Below are 17220 nucleotides of genomic sequence, written 5' to 3'. Positions count from 1 at the left end.
TCCAAGTCCCTAGTGAACGACGCCCCTCAGCCGAGGATCTAGGATGTCGCGAAGCGCGTCGCCGATGAAGTTGAAGGCCAATACGAGCAAAAAGATCGCCAGCCCTGGCACAATCGACATCAACGGTTGGCGCTCCAGGAGTGGAAACGCCTGCTGGAGCATGTTGCCCCACGTTGGGGTCGGCGGCTGCACGCCGACACCGATGAAGCCAAGCCCCGCTTCCGCCAGAACTGCGTAGCCCATACCGAGCGTCGCTTGTACGATGATCGGAGCAAGCGTATTCGGAAAGATATGTTTTACAATCACGCCGAAATTGCTCATGCCGCCAGCGATGGCCGCCGCCACGTAATCCTGCTCTCGCACTGACAAACCCTGGCTCCGAACGACACGGGCGATCCACGGCACGTTGGCGATGCCGATAGCGAGAATGACCGTGGTCAACGAGCTGCCAAGCGTCGCCGCCAATGCTACTGCGATGAGAAGGCTCGGAAACACCGTCAGCGCGTCCATTGCCCGCATCAGGAGATCGTCGACCCAGCCACGGAAATAGACTGAGACGAGCCCGAGCGGCACGCCAATCAGGACCCCAAGACCGATCGCGCCGACGCTGACCGACAGCGCAACTTGGCTCCCATAGACCAGCCGCGAGAATGTATCGCGTCCGAGTTGGTCTGATCCGAGCCAGTGCGCGACCGTCATCCCGCTCAGGAGGTTGCCGAAGTCCATGTCCTCGGGATCGAGTCGCGCAATATGTTCGGCGAAAATCGCGCAAATCAGCACGGCAACGAGCACCACAATGCCAAAGACGGCTCTGGGAATGCGGACCAGCTTACGAAGCATTACGAGTTGCGGGCTTTTCGTGAGCACTGTGATCAACGGCGAACGCACCGATCCGGCAATCGCATCAGATGCCATATCTGATCCTCGGATCCAGCCATGCACATACGACGTCTGTGATGAGGTTGGCAGTCAGAACGCCCAGTGCGATCAACAGAACCGCGGCCTGCACGACCGCAAAATCGCGCTGAAAAATCGCCTGTACGAGAAAGCTGCCCAAGCCGGGGATGCCGAAAAGCGTTTCAATGACCACCGCGCCAGCAAAGATTTGCCCGACTTGCAGACCCAACAGTGTAACAACAGGGAGCAGCGCGTTGCGCAAGGAATGAACCCAGATCACGATGGAATTCGGCATACCCTTAGCGCGCGCCGTCCTGACGTAATCCTGAGCCAGGACCTCGAGCATGGCGGAACGCGTCTGGCGCATGAGGAGCGCGCAACTAGTGACCGCGAGCGCTATTGCCGGCAGGACGATGTGGGCGAGCCATCCGCGGAGACTGTCGCTGAACGGCACGTAGCCTTGCACCGGAAGCCACCGTAGCTCCACGCCGAACAACAGGATCATGACGATTCCGAGCCAGAAGCCAGGGATCGCGACGGCGCCAACGGAGAGTATCGTGGCAAGGTAATCGGCGAATCGCCCGCGATAGATCGCCGAAGCGATGCCCGCCGGAAGCGAGAGTACAACGGCGAGCAGTACGCCCATCAGCCCGAGACCGAGAGTGACCTGGGCCCTCTCCGCCAGCTCGCCGGCCACACGACGGTTGGTCTGCACCGAGCGGCCGAGATCACCTTTCACGATCTTGCCAAGCCAGAGCGCGTATTGAACAACGACGGGGCGATCGAAACTGTGTTCCTTACGAATAACGTCGAGTTGTTGCTCGTCCAGCACCTCGCCGGGGCCAACGAAAGCACGGGCCGGATCGCCAGGAATCATCCATAGCATGCCGAAGATCAGACCGGTGACGATAAACAGAACAGGAATCGTTTGTAATACCCGCCGGATGAGGAAGCCCACCATTAGCTTCGTCCCGGCATGTGCGCCGCCCTCGACATACTTCCACGCTTCCTCTGTTTAGAGCTTGGGGTGGTTTCCTTGATTATCGTCGCCCAACTGCGCTCGAAGTAATCTAAGGCAGGCTGATGCCTAAAGATCGCGAAGATCGGGCCGAGAATGCAGAAATCCTGCAAATTGAAAGGTCTTTCGGGGCGAGGCCGGCCGCTCCATGGCAGTCGCGGGCCCGGCGTCCGCCGATCTTAAATGTTCTCATGATATGTTATTCATGATGATGGGCTGACGCGGATCGAGCGACTGATGGGTCGGCACCGCATTCGAGCCACGATGACGCCGAGCCGCAGCGCTAACCTGGTCTGGCTCGCCCGGGATTCCACCCCGGCCGAAAGCCGAAGGAGAACCCGGCGAAGTTGGCCTGATAGACGGCCTAAACATTTCGGCCTTCCTGGTTGCCCATATCGCCGCATCAAGGAGCCACAAAGCCGACCACTTCGACAATGCTCCAAGAGAGCTTCGTCCATACCTCGAAATCGTCTCCTTCATCATCGCGAACATCAAATGTCACGCCGAGGTCCAGATCGGTGTCATCGTCTTCATCGAGGTTCTACAATCGCATCGAATATGTCCTCCGAACGAGATAAAGCTAAGATCTGCTTAGTCTCGCAACTGGATATCGCCAGCCAAAATCGCGCGGCTTCTCCTATGTGGCTAGCATTACAGTTGCTTTTGTTACGGGCTTCTGAATCCATGGGCAACCATGATTCGAATGTCGTGGGCGAGGGCCGCGTTGGTTGAGGAGACGCTTGCGTTGTGGGCGGCGTCGCTTCGAGAGATCAAGCAACGGATACGTCCGTTGTTCACGCAAGAGCGTGTTGCGACGAATGCAGGTCTATTCCTGGAAGGTCTGCTCGGAGATGAGCAACGCAAGACCGGTTGGATGCGCGCGGAGGCGGCTGGCGATCCCGGCCCATGGCGGCAGCAGGCGATTCTGGGTCGTGGAGACTGGGACGCTGATGCCCTGCGCGATATCGTGCACGACTATGTCATCGAGCATTTGGCGGATGACGATGCGGTGCTGGTGATCGATGAGACCGGTTTTCTCAAACAGGGCAAAGCGTCATGCGGAGTGGCGCGGCAATACACTGGTTCGGCAGGCAAGATTACGAACTGCCAGATCGGAGTCTTCGCTACCTACGTTTCGCGTCATGGTCATGCGTTCATCGACCGCGCGCTGTATCTTCCGAAGGAATGGACCGACGATCCGGATCGTCTGGAAGCCGCATATGTGCCTGCCGATGTCGGCTTTGCGACCAAACCAAAGCTTGCGACGAGAATGATCGCACGCGCGATAGCCGCGTCTGTACCATTCAGGTGGGTTGCCGGCGATACAGTCTACGGCGTTGGCGACATCGAACAGCAACTACGTCGGGCAGGCAAAGGCTACGTGCTTGGGGTCAGCAGCGCTCATGTGTTTCGATCCTGGGGCAAGCGACCGCCGGTCGCCGGTACGGCTGCAGACCTCGCCCGGACGCGGCACCAATCCGACTGGAAGCGCCTGTCGGCGGGAGCCGGAACCAAAGGACCGCGGCTGCACGATTGGTGTTATCTCGAATTGGCCGATCTCGAGGCCGAGCAGTTCAACAGTGCAAATGACGGTTTGTGGACACGCGGTCTACTGATCCGTCGTCGCATCGCCGATGATGACCTCGCCTTCTTCACCACCTGGTGCCCAGCGGGAACAGCCATTGAAACGCTGGTCGCGGTCGAAGGCCATCGATGGGCGATCGAGGACAGCTTTGAAACCGCGAAAAACGAGTTCGGGCTCGATCACAACGAGAGCAGATCCTGGCATGGCTGGCACCGTCACGTGTCCCTGGTGATGCTCGCCTTCGCCATGATGGCTGCGATCCGACATCGCGCTAACCCGCCACCGCCCAAAAAAACAAAACGGCGCCCCCCGGCAAAAGCCAAAACACAGCCACGGCGCCACTGATCCGTTGGTCAATCCAGGAAATCCGCCGCATTGCCATCAGACTCGCTCGAAACCGTATTCAACCCGCACACATCATCGCATGGTCTTGCTGGCGCAGAGCTCACCAAGCTAACGCCCAACGCGCTCACTTCAAATCAAAAATGCAACTGTAATGCTAGGGTCTGTACCTAATTAGCGAGTTCTGATTCCCTGGTGCCAAGTTGATTCGGCACGGGGGACTTCGATGCGCAAAGGACTGTTCTGGCTCAACGACAAGCAGTGGGCTCAGATAGAGCCGCATCTGCCAACGAACCAGACCGGCCCGGCGCGCGAAGACGATCGACGCATTATCAGCGGTATCATTCACATGCTCCAGTGCGGCGCACGCTGGCGCGATTGCCCGTCCGACTATGGCCCTTACACGACGATCTACAATCGGTTCAATCGCTGGGCTAAGCGCGGACATTGGCAGGCGATCTTTGAAGCGCTCGCCCGCTGCGGCAAGGACCGAGTGGCTTTGTCGATCGACTCCACCTCGATCAAAGCGCATCGCTCGGCGAGCGGCGGAAAAGGGGGGAGTGTGAACAGGCGATCGGCCGCTCGCGCGGTGGGCGGACCACGAAAATCCACGCGCTGAGCGACCCTGATTGCAAACCTTGCGCATTTCATCTCACTCCGGGACAAGCCGCAGACATTGCCGCAGGGCCGGCCCTTTTGAAGCTCGCGCCGCCCATGTCTTCCCTCATTGGGGACAAAGGCTACGATGGCGACGGCTTTCGCGCCGAAATCGTCAATCGCGGCGCGAAACCCGTCATTCCAAACAAATCCAACCGGGTAACCCTCCACAGCTTCAGCAAGCGCCTCTATAAAGGGCGCAATGTTATCGAGCGCTGTTTCTGCCGGCTCAAGGATTTCAGGCGTGTTGCTACTCGCTACGACAAACTTGCCAGAAACTTCTTGGCCGCCGTCCACCTCGCCGCTCTCGTCGCTTATTGGATCAATTGAGTCTGAACCCTAGAACTCGGTGTAGTTGAAAGCCACGCAACGCCGCCTCGGCGTCGTCGGCAGCATCGGCGTGATGCTGTCGCGCAAGGTCCGGTAATTTCTGACTCGTATTCTCGGGCAACCAGGAGACGGTCGCGCCCTCCACCTTATTAGTATCAGAGCTAAATCCGAACGCACGTAAGATGACCCGCAATCTAATATTCTTGCAGCGATGCGGGGAGTCGACACCTAGCAAGTTGAAGTCGAAGCCGCCGGACGCCATCGCAGGTGGAGGTCTTGCCATCGCCGGTTCGCTGATCCCAGATGAAGATCTTGTAGTCGTAAAGGTGTCATACGTAACGGTGGCCATTTCTCATTCAATGTCTCGACGAGATCGGCCCTGAGGCCGCCCTTACGCTCGGTTGCTCAGGCTGAAGCGGATAAGAATTACCACGGAACCACCTGGCCCAGGCAGTCCAGAAAAGAACCGCTGGTGTCCGGTGCCAGCTCTGCGATCCGTCGAATGATGCCGCGCGCGCTATCTTCGGGAGATATGGAGGCGGTACTGCCAGTGGCGCGTGCGCCGGTCATGTCGGTCTGCACGAAACCGGGATTGAGTATCCTTACTAACACGCCGTCGTTCGCCCAGTCGCGTGCGAGTCCACGCATGCCGTTGTTCAGCGCCGCCTTCGAGGCCCGGTAGGCATACCTATTGCGGCCAAGAGCACTGCCACCGTAAGAGTCGATGCTGGTAGACCCGGCATCGCTGCTGATCGCCACCAGCTTCTTCTCGAAGCCGCGCCTCAAGTTATCGCGCAGCGCCTGGGCTATGAGTATTGGCGCAAGGGCGTTGACGCGCAATGTCGTCATCCAGCCTTCGACGTCGATGCTGTCGGCCGACTGGGCTTCCGGACCCACGATTCCCGCATTGTTGATGAGAATATCGATCGGCTGATAGCTGAGCGCGCGCTCAAGCGACGCGATAGAAGCCTCGTTGGACACGTCGAGCTGCATGACCCGCACGCGACCTTCGGACGCGGCCGCGAGATCCTTTAGTGCGTCGGCCCTTGCCGGCTCACGGCAGCAGCCAATCACATCGGCACGATCAGTGGCGTATTGGCGCGCGAGCGCAAGTCCGATGCCTCGGTTCGCGCCTGTTATCAGAACTGTGGTCATTTAAGAAGCACTCTTCCGCTTTTCGCTTAGCCCAAAAAGATATGTGAGAAGCTACGCCTATTAGCAGCGAAAGGTAGTCCAAATGACGGGAAATTCTGCAAACGAGGGTGACTCATGGCCGTTTTTGACGCCAGACCATGCCCGGCCGCTCGTCTGGTTGAATGCGAGACTGACAGCACCAGAGCGAGCCATCCGACAGTTTTCAGTGCTGCCCCTGCTGCTCAGCGGCTGGAGCGTGCGGTTCGTTTTCGCGGAGTCTTTTCCTACCCTCATGCCGGCGAAAGTCGAAGGGCAGGGCGTCGCAGCGGAATCGTCCGGCCGGACAGGCCGTTCTTCAAGCTGAAACTCGTAGCTACAGTCCCGCCCCGGAGACTCACCGGTGTTGCGTGCTTGACGCAGCGACGATAATCAATCTGATCGGGCAAACGAATGTCTGTGAGTCATCCAGATCCGACGTCGGCTTCGGCAAGGATCAACCACTCATTCAAAGTCGTGAGAAGTATCGCGGCCGCTCGACGTTTCCGCGATTAGGCTCTTGATCTGCTCGTCGATGTAGCGGGTGTGAAGTTCGTCACCAGTGAGGGCGGAGCTCTTCAGAAGCGCTTGGAGGAAGCAAAGGTTGACCGTGACCCCCTGGATCCGGAACTCGGTCAGCGCGCGCCGGGCTCGCGCGATGGCCGTCGTGAGATCTGGGCCATGCGCCACCACCTTTGCTAGGAGGCTGTCATAACGGGCGCTCGTCTGATATCCAGCGTAGCCGAATCCGTCGACACGAACACCCGGCCCGCTCGGCGGCTCGTAAACATCGATCACTCCACCTGTCGGAATGCTCGTTCCCTCTGGCGTCATCCGCTCCATGTTGACCCGCGCCTGGATGGCAAACCCTCTCGGGCTTGGCACCTTTTCCTGTAAGAACTGCAGGTCGGCCAGAGTTGAGCCATCGGCGATCTTGAGCTGTGCCGCGACTAGGTCGAGACCCAAAACCTGCTCGGTCACGGTGTGCTCGACCTGGATCCGGGGGTTCGCCTCCATAAAGACGAACTTGTCGGATCCGGGCTGCGCGTCGACCAGGAACTCCATCGTACAAAGCCCGCGATAAGTCGCGTGCTTGGCGAGCTGCACGGATGCGGCAAAAATTTGTTCGCGCACCCCTGGCTTCAGGCCGAATGCAGGCGCGATCTCCATCACTTTCTGACGCTGGCGCTGGAGGCTGCATTCGCGGTCCCATAAGTGCGCGACGGCTCCGCGGCCATCACCGATAATCTGCACCTCGATGTGACGCGCGCGGGGGAAGAACTCCTCAATGTAGAGATTGCCGGACCCGAAGGCCCGGAGAGCCTCAGAGCTGCAACGCTCCATCGCGCTGGAAAGATCTTGCACCGACATCACCGGTCGCATCCCACGCCCGCCGCCGCCCGCGACGGCTTTGAGCATGACAGCGCGGCCGGGCCCTAGAGACTCAAAGAATTCTCGAGCCTCAAGGTAGGTGACAGGGCGGTTTACGCCGGGCAGGACTGGCACATGGCAGGCTTCCGCTGCGCGCCGCGCGGCAGCCTTGTCGCCAAACAGCGAGAGCGTCGCTGCCGTCGGCCCCACGAAGATTACTCCTGCCTTTTCGCACGCAGCCGCGAAGGCCGGGTTTTCACTGAGGAAGCCGTATCCAGGGTGAACGGAATCACAGCCATTCTGGAGCGCTACGTCGAGCATGCGCTCCCAATCGAGATAGGCTGCAGCGCCCTGCTTTTCGAGACTGGCAGCACCGTCCGCCATTTTCACGTGCAAGGATTTGCAATCGTCCTCGGCAAATACCGCGAAGGTTTCGATTCCAAGGTCGGCAGCGGTTCGCGCGATGCGGATCGCGATTTCGGCCCGATTGGCGATAAGTAACTTCTTCATGGAGTTGGGGCCTCGTTCGTCTCGAATTGAGCGGCATCGATCGCCGTGTGTCTCAGCTTCACATCCACTTACTCGACCTTGGGCCGCGCGCGAAAGCGACGTACTTCGTCGGCGCAAAAGGTGGCGCGCCGACCGCCGAAGGAGCGTTCCGCGCCCTCAAGGACAGCCGCGGCGCAATGGATGTGGTCTGACCGCTGGTGAGACGTGGGATGTTCCGGAACGGTTGCTCCGCCTTGCGCTTGATGTTCATCTCAAGTCAGAACTCATCTCTCAACGGGCCGGTTACGTTTGGTCAACTGACGACTTCATCCGGGCGATACGATCGTCACGCAGCTGCGTCCGCCGAACCTTGCCAGCGTCATCGCGGAGAGGCTCATCGACAAACTCGATCGTGCGCGGATGTTTATAGGTTATGAGCCGTTCAGCCAAATGCGCCAGGAGCATCCCTTGAGTCAAGCCTGGGCGAGCCTGGACAATGGCGTGGACGGACGAGCCCATGCCCTCGTGCGGCAGGCCAACCACAGCACTTGACAGTACTAGGGGATGCTCGTCGATCGACGCCTCGACCTCGGCCGGATAAACGTTGGCGCCACCGACTAGAATCATATCGGTGCGCCGGTCCGCGAGATAGAGGTAGCCATCGGCGTCAAAGTAGCCGATGTCACCGAGGCTCTCCCAACCGCCCGGGAGGGCGCGGGCCGTCGCGCCGAGATAGCGATATGCAGGCGGCGCGTCGTTCGGTCGCCGCATGTAGATCTCACCCACCTCGCCCGGCGGCAGAACATTGCCCTCGGCGTTGAAGACCTTCATCTCGCCTATCTTGACACGACCGACAGAGCCGCGGCGATGTATCCATTCGCTTCCGGTGATCATGGTAGAAGCTATGTTCTCGCTGCCGCTGTACATTTCCATGATCACCTCAGGCCCCAGCCAGCCGATGAAGGCCTCCTTGAGCCAAGACGGACAGGGCGCAGCCAAGTGCCAGAGCGTCTTTAGCGATGAGATGTCATATCCGGTCCGCACCTTTTCCGAGAGCCGCCAGATGCGGCTCATCATGGTGGGCACTAGATAGACCCAGGTCGCGCGGTGCCGCTGGATTTCGGCCAGTAGCCCCTCGGCATCGAAGCGCGGCATCAGCACCAGATGAGTGTTGCAGAGCATTGCCTCCATGGCAAAGCAGAAAGGTCCAGCGTGATAGAGCGGGGCAGGAATCAGCGCTGTGTCCCCCGAGCCCAAGCGCCAGACCGTCGGCGTATTGGGTTCCGCCAATGTCACACCGCGCGATCCCGAGAGGACCAACTTGGGTCGGCCGGTCGACCCGCCGGAGGTCACCGCATATGCAACCGGAGCCGCACGCGATTCGACTGGCCGGGCGTCGTCGGATAGCCCGAGCAAGTCGTCGACCGTAACACACCGCCGGCCAGTCTCCATACCTGGCAACGCGATTACCACCGAGGATGCGGCGAGATCGACGATGTCGCGCAGCTCGCGTTTCGGCAGTCGAAAGGACACCGGTTGCGGCGTCGCACCTAGCTTCCAGACGCCCCAACAAGCCTCGATGAAGCCGATCCCATTGGGCAACCCGATAGTGACTAGATCACCAACCTTGACGCCCAATCTCTCCAGGGCGCGGGCAATTCGATTGGTCCGCGCCTCCAGCTGCCCGTACGTCAGGGTGGTTTCCCCGCAGGTGACCGCTGGGGCATCTGGCACCGCCTGGGCGCAGCGGAACAACCTCTCTCCCAAGGGGATCACGTCTTCTGGCATTTTCAATGACAAATCGCCATCGTTTTCATTTCAATGACTAATCGGCGTCTCCGAGCAGTTACCTGATTCCGCCGAAATAAATTCGCCGTACGTCGCCATCCTCGCGCAGAATTTCCGCGAATTTTGCGGCATCTGCGTAGAAGGGCATTATAAAGTGTGCATGAGCACGGCAGGAAGCGATCATTGGCTGCTCGCCCGTATCAACTCATGCTGTCCTGAATTTCTCGCCGGACGCATTTCGGCCGGTTTCTGTCGCTCAAGATGCTTGCGCTCTCACAAAGTATCCGTTCAATGTCGGGTAACCGCCTGGGCTTGGAGTTCGAGAAGGCTCGGATGCCGGCCTCAAAAGCTGCCTGACAGACTGTGAACACCTCGCTGGATCTGCTTTCTGGTGAGCTCAGCGAACCAAATCCACGACGTAGAAGTGGGCGTGAAGTGAACGTAATGGTGCGGTTATCTCCGGTCGATCGCCGCTACTTTCTACTTCGTCTCGTTTGAGACCCGGGCCGCCCACGTTCGCGTGACATTTATTAAGGTTCACCCCGGGCCGCCGAAAATGCCGTCAACACAATCCTTCGATTTTGCCCAGCTCGGCGCAGAATTTCGGTCGTCCGATGGGCCACATCAGTGAAATTCAGTTCTCTGAGCCGGGTAACTTTCTTCGTGAAAAAAAGCCTTCTGTCGACCGCAATGTCGCGGGTCGAACGCAGATGAGGAAACAATGAGGCATTTGGGCAGTCGCACACGCCTTATGCGGGCGGCTGGCTGCCATTTCGCCTGCGTATGCAAGTGCTGCAATCCGTGAAGAGGAAACTCCTGGTTTGATGACCGACGCTCGCCGCAGTAGCGGCTGCGCCAGGACGCACGGGGAAGAGGGGTGATGCCAGACACGAGCAATGCGTTTGTGAAGTTTTCCGGTGTCCAGAAGACCTATGACGGCGAGACGCTAGTCGTTAAGAATCTCAATCTGGAAATCGCCCGGGGTGAGTTTCTGACTATGCTGGGGCCTTCGGGCTCCGGCAAGACGACGACCCTCATGATGCTCGCCGGCTTCGAGGCGCCAACCCAAGGCTCGATCCTGCTGGGGGGTTGTTCTATCGACAACGTGCCGCCGAACAAGCGCAATATTGGAATGGTCTTCCAGAATTACGCGCTGTTCCCGCATATGACCGTGGAAGAGAACCTCGCCTTCCCCCTCAAGGTTCGCAAGCTCGGCAAAGCCGAGATCGCGATGCGAATAAAACGGGCGCTCGATATGGTTCGGCTCGTCGCCTATGGCAGCCGCCGGCCTGGCCAGCTTTCCGGCGGCCAGCAGCAGCGCGTCGCGCTCGCCCGTGCGCTCGTCTTCGACCCCAAGCTTGTGTTGATGGACGAGCCGCTCGGCGCGCTGGACAAGCAACTCCGCGAGCAGATGCAGCTCGAAATCAAACATATCCATAAGGCTCTCGGTGTCACGGTCGTCTACGTGACGCATGACCAGAGCGAGGCGCTGACCATGTCGAACCGCATAGCGGTGTTTAACGGCGGGGCCATCCAGCAGCTTGCGGTGCCCGCCGAGCTGTACGAGCGGCCGCAAAACGCCTTCGTCGCCGAGTTCATCGGCGAGAACAACCGGCTGCACGGCAAGCTCGTTACGCTGAAGGGCGCGACCTGCGTGGTTGAAGTTTCAGGCGCGCGCAATGTGCAGGCGGTAGCTGTCAACGTCGAGGCGGTCGGCCAGCCGACGGTGCTGTCGTTGCGGCCGGAGCGCGTGAAGCTGAACCCGATGCCGGGCTCGATGCCAAACATCTTCAGCGCTCGGGTCGAAGAGATCATCTACCTCGGCGATCATGTGCGCACCCGCGTTTCGGTGTGCGGTCATGATGATTTTGTCCTCAAGCTCCCAAGCTCGGATGGCCTCGCGCAGCTCGAACCCGGTGCGGAGATTGCGATCGGCTGGAAAACGGAGGATTGTCGGGCGCTAGCCGCCTCGAACGGCACAGGAGCCGCCGCGCGGTAACAGGGCGCGCTCTGTTTTTACTACCGGCTTCCAGCGTAAGGACGGCACTACAGAAAGGAATGTCCAACCATGAGTGGATTCTTGCAAGTCGCTAGATTGGCGGCAATCACATGGCTGGCGCTAGAGCCCGCTTTGGCGGCCGGCCAACTCACGGTCGTTGGTCCGGGTGGCGCCATGCAGGTTGCCCAGCGCAAGGCCTTTTTCGAACCTTTCGCCAAAGAGACCGGAATCAAGATCGTCGAAGACGAGTACAACGGCGAAACTGCGAAGCTCCGCGCCATGGTTGAGTCCAAAAGCGTGATCTGGGACGTAGTCGACCTATACTCGCTCTATTCCGTTGAATTATGCAATCAGGGTCTTATCGAAAAGATCGACTGGAAGAAGCTTGGCCTCGATCAGTCGAAGTTCATCGGAGCCGAGAAGTATACTAACTGCGGAGTGCCGGCTCAGGTCTATGCGACACCGGTCGCCTACGACAAGGATAAGCTACCGAACGGCCCGAAAACCATCGCCGATCTGTTCGACACACAGAAGTTCCCGGGCAAAAGGGGATTGTACAAGGGCTATGAAGGCAATCTCGAACGGGCCCTTATCGCCGACGGAGTGCCGATCAAAGACCTCTACAAGGTCCTCCGCACGCCGGAGGGCGTCGATCGTGCCTTCCGCAAGCTTGACACGATCAAGAGGGATGTCATCTGGTGGACGTCTGGCGCGGTGCCACCGCAACTTCTGGCCGACGGACAGGTCGTCATGACCACGGCATATAACGGCCGTATCTACGATGCCGTCAAGAACTCCGGCAAGAATTTTGGGATTATGTGGGATGGCGCCGGGTTATCCCTCAATGTCTGGGCGATTCCGAAGGGCACGCCACAGCGGGAGGAGGCCTACAAGTTCATCGCCTTCGCCGCTTCGCCCCGTGCGCAGGCCGACCTGACCCGCTCCATTTCCTACTCATCGCTCAACCAGGATGCGATGGCATTAGTGGATCCGGCGATGTTACCGAATCTTCCGACTGCGCCGGACCATCTAGCCAAGTTGTTCATGCCCGATCCAGCCTTCCAAGCTGAGAAAGGCGCGGAGCTGCGCCAGCGGTTTACGAACTGGCTCGCGAAATAACACACAAAATATCGAAAGAAGGAGAGACAGACGATGAGAAAGGCATTGATCATCGCTGGCGCGCTAGCCGTAATCGGCTCAGCAGCTAGTACGATTGCGCCAACGAAACTCGCCTTGGCGGCTGATCAGATCACCATCGTCGCTGGGGGTGGCGCCATGCAGGCTGCCCAGCGCGAGGCCTTCTTCGAACCATTCACAAAAGAAAGCGGGATCAAGATCACTGAAGACGAGTACAACTATGAGATCGCGAAGATCCGCGCCATGGTTGAGTCCAAGAGCGTGAGCTGGGATGTGGTCGACCAGTACTCGCTCTACTCCATTGAATTATGCAATCAGGGTCTTATCGAAAAGGTCGACTGGAAGAAGCTGGGCCTCGACCGGTCGAAGTTCATCGGAGCCGAGAAGTATACTGACTGCGGGGTGCCCTCTCACGTTTCCGCGACAGTGATCGCTTACGATAAGGACAGGCTGCCGAACGGCCCGAAAACCATCGCCGATCTGTTCGATACGCAGAAATTTCCCGGCAAACGCGGCCTGTGGAAAGGGTTCGAAAGCAATCTCGAATGGGCACTGATCGCCGACGGGGTGCCGATCAAGGACCTCTATACTGTCCTCCGTACGTCCGAGGGCGTCGATCGCGCCTTTAGGAAGCTCGATACGATCAAGAAGGACATCATCTGGTGGACGTCTGGCGCGGTGCCGCCGCAACTTCTGGCCGACGGACAGGTTGTAATGACTTCAGCCTATAATGGCCGCATCGACGATGCCAACAAGAACTCCGGCAAGCATTTTGAAATGATGTGGGATGGCGCCTCGTTGGCCATCAATATCTGGGTGATTCCCAAGGGCACGCCGCATCGGGAAGAAGCCTACAAGTTCATCGCCTTCGCCGCTTCGCCCCGCGCGCAGGCCGACTTGACCCGCTACATAACTTACTCGTCACTCAATTCGGACGCGATGGCTTTGGTGGATCCCGCAATCCTGGCTCGCCTTCCGACTGCGCCGGACCATCTAGAGAAGTTGATCATGCCCGACCCAACCTTCCGGGCCGAAAAGGGCGCCGAGCTGCGCCAGCGCTTCAACGCTTGGCTCGCGAAATAACGTGTCAACAAGAGCACCGCTTGGAGGCTCGAGGCCTCCCCGCGCTCCTAAAGGACGAGGTCCAATTGGCGATGACGGCAGCCCCAATCAACGGCTCTTGTGGAATTCCTTTGCGGGTCACGCTGCAGCGGGTCGAACGTCGGCGCAAGCGACAGGCCTTCATGCTCGTCCTGCCGCTTCTTCTCTTCATGCTGGTTATTTTCATCCTGCCGATCGGCCGGATGATCTTCAACGCCGTCCACGATGATACGTTGCTCACGCGAATGCCGAGAACAATGGCAGCACTTAAGGAGTGGGACGGCAGGGACCTGCCGGACGAAGCGGTCTATGCGGCGCTGGCGGGCGATCTTAAAGAGTCCTCGGAGCAGATGACCGCCGCCGAGATCGGTACGCGAATCAACTACGAACTGCCTGGGGCCATCAGTGAGGTGACGGTGAGCGCCAGCAAGGTGAGCACGCTCAACTCCGGTCCGTACAAGGCAGCGCTGATAGAGATCAGTCCGTTCTGGGGGCGGCACGATGTCTGGACATTGCTGAAACGCGGAACCTTCGCCTACACGGCCTACTACCTGCTTCGATCGATCGATTACCAATACGGCCCCGATAGCGAGATCGTCCCCTCGCCGCGGGATACCGCGATATTTCAAGACGCATTTTTGCGCACGCTCGGCATCAGTGTCGGCGTCACTGCGGCGACCCTGCTCCTCGGCTTCCCGGTGGCCTATCTCCTGGCGACGTTGCCGCTAAGGACCAGCAACCTGCTGATGATCATGGTCCTGCTGCCGCTCTGGACCTCGGTGCTGGTGCGTACAACCGCGTGGGTTATTCTTTTGCAACAACGCGGCGTCGTCAACGAAGTGCTGATGGCGCTCCACTTCGTATCGGAACCCGTTGAGCTCATTTTCAATCGGGTCGGCACAGTCATCGCCATGACGCACATCCAGCTGCCCTTCACGCTGCTACCGATCTATAGCGTGATGAGGACCATCCCATCCAGCCATGTCCGCGCTGCGCGCTCGCTTGGCGCCGGCCCGTTCTATGCCTTCTGGAAAGTCTATTTCCCACAAACGCTGCCTGGCATTGTTGCGGGCTGCCTCCTGAGCTTCATCATGTGCCTTGGCTATTACATTACCCCGGCACTCGTCGGCGGGGCATCCGACCAGATGATTAGCTATTTCGTCGCCGTGTATACGAACGAGGATCTCAATTGGGGCATGGCATCGGCCCTTGGCGCCATTCTGCTTACCATGACGCTGCTGCTCTACTTCGTCGTCAACAAGCTGATTGGCGTCGACCGGATCAAGATGGGGTGAGTACGATGTCTGTTTCCGTCTATGTCTCTCCCCTCGAAAAGGGCTGGTATTATCTGCACCGGCTGATCTGTGGAGCCGTGCTGCTGTTCCTGATGGCGCCCATCCTTGTGGTGGTGCCGCTCTCCTTCAATTCGGTGCCATTCTTCACCTATCCGATGCCATCGGTATCGCTGCGCTGGTATCAGGAATTCTTTCTGACTAACCGATGGCAGGGCGCACTGCACAATTCGATCTTCATCGCGCTGTCGGTGACGCTGCTATCCTCCGTGCTCGGCACCCTCGCCGCTTTGGGATTAAGCCGGCCGAACTTTCCCTGGCGAACGGCGGTCATGGGTCTTCTGATATCTCCCATGATCGTGCCGGTCGTGATCACGGCGGTCGGGGTGTATTTCTTCTTCGCGGATGTGAACTTGCTGAATAGCTATACTGGGCTGATTTTCGCGCATACAGCTTTGGCGGCTCCGTTTGTCGTCATCACGGTGACCGCAACCCTCAAGGGTTTTGACCATTCGCTCACCCGAGCGGCAGCGAGCCTGGGCGCGGCGCCGGTCACGGTTTTTTTCAAGGTCACCCTCCCACTGATCTTGCCGGGTATGATTTCTGGCGCGCTCTTTGCTTTCCTCACCTCCTTCGACGAGGTGGTGGTGGCGCTCTTTATCGCCGGCCCCGCGCAGCGTACACTGCCGAAGGTCATGTTCTCCGGTATTCGAGAGGAAATAAGTCCGACCATCACCGCCGCCGCGACTATACTGATCCTGTTTTCCATTGCCATGCTGACCACAGTGGAGCTGTTGCGGCGGCGCTCGGAACGGCTGCGTGGCATCCGCGGCACCTGACCGCTCCTGTCGCTCGTTGAGATCCGTACGCCGTGTCAGAAAGCCACGCCGTGCAACAGCGTTGGTTTGGGACGATAACCGACAGCGCAAACGAAAAATTCGGTGCTTGTCTGCTTTCCATTAGGCACCGCAATCGCTGCCACAGTGCGAGAAATGCGCGTTGCGCAGCGCCTTCTGGTAGACCGCCACCGCGGCCCGTAATCGTGAGCTGATCGCCCGGGTTTCGGCAAGCGCCTCCGCCGCGAGGCCGGTAATCGCGATGATCAATGCACCCCTCCTGGTCCCAGAATAGCGCGGCCCCATCAAAGATTGGCCAATCCTGCTCACGGCGAGATCGGTAATATTGTCAGGACGCCTCCAGCGCTCGACAACCTCTGTTCGGCACCGGGCTTGAGCTGCGCCACGCCATCCGTCTTCGGGAGCTTTTAAGTCATCATGGCCGCACACGGAGAGGCAGGTGCGCGCGTCGTCGCCCAGGTAATCAAGGTCGGTAATGCGCGCACTGAAGACATTCGCCAGCGAGCTGCTACTAAATTCAACATCACCCGCTACGGCCACAACTAGAGCACGGTCCGCCGACCGACGGCTTCGACGTTGATGGCCAGCGCCTGCGCGGTGCCGGCGCTCCAGCGTGCGGCGGGTTCCAGCCCCCAGCTCAGGATGGCGTCAGAGCATCTCCTCGAAGATGGCCACAGGCCGCACGCCGGGAGCCGCCTTCAGCATCGGCACGACCTCCAGGCCGAAGACGTTGGCCAAGGGATCCGGCCGGCGCCTTTGCCGCGGTGACTTCTTTTGCGACGGAAGACGCAGATCCTTCTCGAGCCGATAAGCGGTCGACGAACTGAACGACACCTTCGCGGCCGCCACTGGCGGCGAATTGGTTTGACGGAACTTCATGTAGAGCCTCATCTGGTGATCGGTGACATGGCAGCCTGCCGACGGGTGATTCCTCTTTGGCGAGAAGAACCATCCATCACCGGCCAGCCGCGATCACCAGACGGCGCGGTCCGCTCGGATCGCGCCGTCGCCGGGCTCGTAACTCCGGTCGGGCCACGCCCTCCCTGCGTCACGAGCCCGGCGACGCTCTCTCATCCTGATTGACGCTGCACTTCCATCCTGATTGCCGCGCCCGCAGGTGATTGCCATAGCTCCGAGCCGCAATCATGTCGAGCTCCCGCCGCGGTCTCAGGTTGCCGAACTTGAGG

The 17220-nt window shown here is 59.3% G+C and carries 12 protein-coding genes and 2 pseudogenes; 7 read left to right on the top strand and 7 right to left on the bottom strand.

From position 1 onward, the window contains the following. Positions 1 to 9 precede the first annotated feature (9 nt). Positions 10 to 915, bottom strand: a complete 906-nt coding sequence (locus tag BRA1417_RS0110495) for an ABC transporter permease (protein WP_027515778.1) — start codon at positions 913 to 915, stop codon at positions 10 to 12. Next, the gene (locus BRA1417_RS0110490) at positions 905 to 1858 is read right to left on the bottom strand and encodes an ABC transporter permease (RefSeq protein WP_027515777.1); all 954 of its coding nucleotides are present in this window, start codon (positions 1856 to 1858) and stop codon (positions 905 to 907) included. The genes BRA1417_RS0110495 and BRA1417_RS0110490 overlap by 11 nt, the downstream gene beginning before the upstream one ends. Before the next feature lie 751 nt (positions 1859 to 2609). Here BRA1417_RS0110490 and BRA1417_RS0110485 point away from each other — a divergent pair. Together BRA1417_RS0110485 and BRA1417_RS42440 are read left to right on the top strand one after the other, a co-directional pair. Further along, positions 2610 to 3845, top strand: coding sequence for an IS701 family transposase (locus tag BRA1417_RS0110485; RefSeq protein WP_027515776.1), 1236 nt, complete (start codon positions 2610 to 2612; stop codon positions 3843 to 3845). Between the two features lie 223 nt (positions 3846 to 4068). Continuing rightward, positions 4069 to 4829: pseudogene (locus BRA1417_RS42440) on the top strand (IS5 family transposase). A gap of 426 nt (positions 4830 to 5255) precedes the next feature. On the opposite strand, the gene BRA1417_RS0110465 reads toward BRA1417_RS42440, so the two are convergent. The 3 genes from BRA1417_RS0110465 to BRA1417_RS0110450 all read right to left on the bottom strand — a co-directional run bounded on the left by BRA1417_RS0110465 (position 5256) and on the right by BRA1417_RS0110450 (position 9647). Further along, positions 5256 to 5984: an SDR family oxidoreductase gene (locus BRA1417_RS0110465; RefSeq protein ID WP_027515773.1), complete on the bottom strand. Its 729-nt coding sequence runs from the start codon at positions 5982 to 5984 to the stop codon at positions 5256 to 5258. A 480-nt stretch (positions 5985 to 6464) separates the two neighbouring features. Next, the gene (locus BRA1417_RS39890) at positions 6465 to 7880 is read right to left on the bottom strand and encodes a biotin carboxylase N-terminal domain-containing protein (RefSeq protein ID WP_084462174.1); all 1416 of its coding nucleotides are present in this window, start codon (positions 7878 to 7880) and stop codon (positions 6465 to 6467) included. Positions 7881 to 8162: 282 nt separating this feature from the next. Beyond that, positions 8163 to 9647 carry an AMP-binding protein gene (locus BRA1417_RS0110450; protein ID WP_051448306.1) on the bottom strand — a complete coding sequence of 495 codons (1485 nt, stop codon included), beginning with the start codon at positions 9645 to 9647 and terminating at the stop codon, positions 8163 to 8165. A gap of 880 nt (positions 9648 to 10527) precedes the next feature. On the opposite strand from BRA1417_RS0110450, the gene BRA1417_RS0110445 reads away from it, so the two are divergent. From BRA1417_RS0110445 to BRA1417_RS0110425, 5 genes are all read left to right on the top strand, one after another. Continuing rightward, positions 10528 to 11646, top strand: coding sequence for an ABC transporter ATP-binding protein (locus tag BRA1417_RS0110445; protein WP_027515771.1), 1119 nt, complete (start codon positions 10528 to 10530; stop codon positions 11644 to 11646). 69 nt (positions 11647 to 11715) lie between these two features. After that, entirely contained in the window at positions 11716 to 12765 is a 1050-nt protein-coding gene (locus BRA1417_RS0110440; RefSeq protein WP_035968429.1) for an ABC transporter substrate-binding protein, read from the top strand. Between the two features lie 33 nt (positions 12766 to 12798). Then, positions 12799 to 13866, top strand: coding sequence for an ABC transporter substrate-binding protein (locus tag BRA1417_RS0110435; RefSeq protein WP_051448305.1), 1068 nt, complete (start codon positions 12799 to 12801; stop codon positions 13864 to 13866). A gap of 71 nt (positions 13867 to 13937) precedes the next feature. Continuing rightward, the gene (locus tag BRA1417_RS0110430; RefSeq protein ID WP_051448304.1) at positions 13938 to 15179 is read left to right on the top strand and encodes an ABC transporter permease; all 1242 of its coding nucleotides are present in this window, start codon (positions 13938 to 13940) and stop codon (positions 15177 to 15179) included. Between the two features lie 5 nt (positions 15180 to 15184). Further along, the gene (locus BRA1417_RS0110425) at positions 15185 to 16015 is read left to right on the top strand and encodes an ABC transporter permease (RefSeq protein WP_027515767.1); all 831 of its coding nucleotides are present in this window, start codon (positions 15185 to 15187) and stop codon (positions 16013 to 16015) included. Positions 16016 to 16135: 120 nt separating this feature from the next. Here BRA1417_RS0110425 and BRA1417_RS43815 read toward each other — a convergent pair whose 3' ends face one another. Together BRA1417_RS43815 and BRA1417_RS43810 are read right to left on the bottom strand one after the other, a co-directional pair. After that, positions 16136 to 16282, bottom strand: a complete 147-nt coding sequence (locus BRA1417_RS43815) for a hypothetical protein (protein WP_156948673.1) — start codon at positions 16280 to 16282, stop codon at positions 16136 to 16138. Positions 16283 to 16684: 402 nt separating this feature from the next. Further along, a pseudogene (locus tag BRA1417_RS43810) lies at positions 16685 to 16989 on the bottom strand (IS21 family transposase); the annotation flags it as partial. Between the last annotated feature and the right edge of the window lie 231 nt (positions 16990 to 17220).

It is taken from the genome of Bradyrhizobium sp. WSM1417, assembly GCF_000515415.1.
In the GTDB taxonomy this organism is placed as follows: Bacteria; Pseudomonadota; Alphaproteobacteria; order Rhizobiales; family Xanthobacteraceae; genus Bradyrhizobium.
Note: the sequence above shows the minus strand (reverse complement) of the source record. Positions and strands in the feature narration are given on the sequence as shown.

Bases quoted from the DNA above. Each gene is read 5' to 3' on its own strand.
- BRA1417_RS0110445 (WP_027515771.1), top strand. From the start codon at position 10,528: ATGCCAGACACGAGCAATGCGTTTGTGAAGTTTTCCGGTGTCCAGAAG.
- BRA1417_RS0110425 (WP_027515767.1), top strand. From the start codon at position 15,185: ATGTCTGTTTCCGTCTATGTCTCTCCCCTCGAAAAGGGCTGGTATTAT.
- BRA1417_RS39890 (WP_084462174.1), bottom strand. From the start codon at position 7,880: ATGAAGAAGTTACTTATCGCCAATCGGGCCGAAATCGCGATCCGCATC.
- BRA1417_RS0110435 (WP_051448305.1), top strand. From the start codon at position 12,799: ATGAGAAAGGCATTGATCATCGCTGGCGCGCTAGCCGTAATCGGCTCA.
- BRA1417_RS0110495 (WP_027515778.1), bottom strand. From the start codon at position 915: ATGGCATCTGATGCGATTGCCGGATCGGTGCGTTCGCCGTTGATCACA.
- BRA1417_RS0110450 (WP_051448306.1), bottom strand. From the start codon at position 9,647: ATGCCAGAAGACGTGATCCCCTTGGGAGAGAGGTTGTTCCGCTGCGCC.
- BRA1417_RS0110485 (WP_027515776.1), top strand. From the start codon at position 2,610: ATGATTCGAATGTCGTGGGCGAGGGCCGCGTTGGTTGAGGAGACGCTT.
- BRA1417_RS0110440 (WP_035968429.1), top strand. From the start codon at position 11,716: ATGAGTGGATTCTTGCAAGTCGCTAGATTGGCGGCAATCACATGGCTG.
- BRA1417_RS0110430 (WP_051448304.1), top strand. From the start codon at position 13,938: ATGACGGCAGCCCCAATCAACGGCTCTTGTGGAATTCCTTTGCGGGTC.
- BRA1417_RS0110465 (WP_027515773.1), bottom strand. From the start codon at position 5,984: ATGACCACAGTTCTGATAACAGGCGCGAACCGAGGCATCGGACTTGCG.
- BRA1417_RS0110490 (WP_027515777.1), bottom strand. From the start codon at position 1,858: ATGGTGGGCTTCCTCATCCGGCGGGTATTACAAACGATTCCTGTTCTG.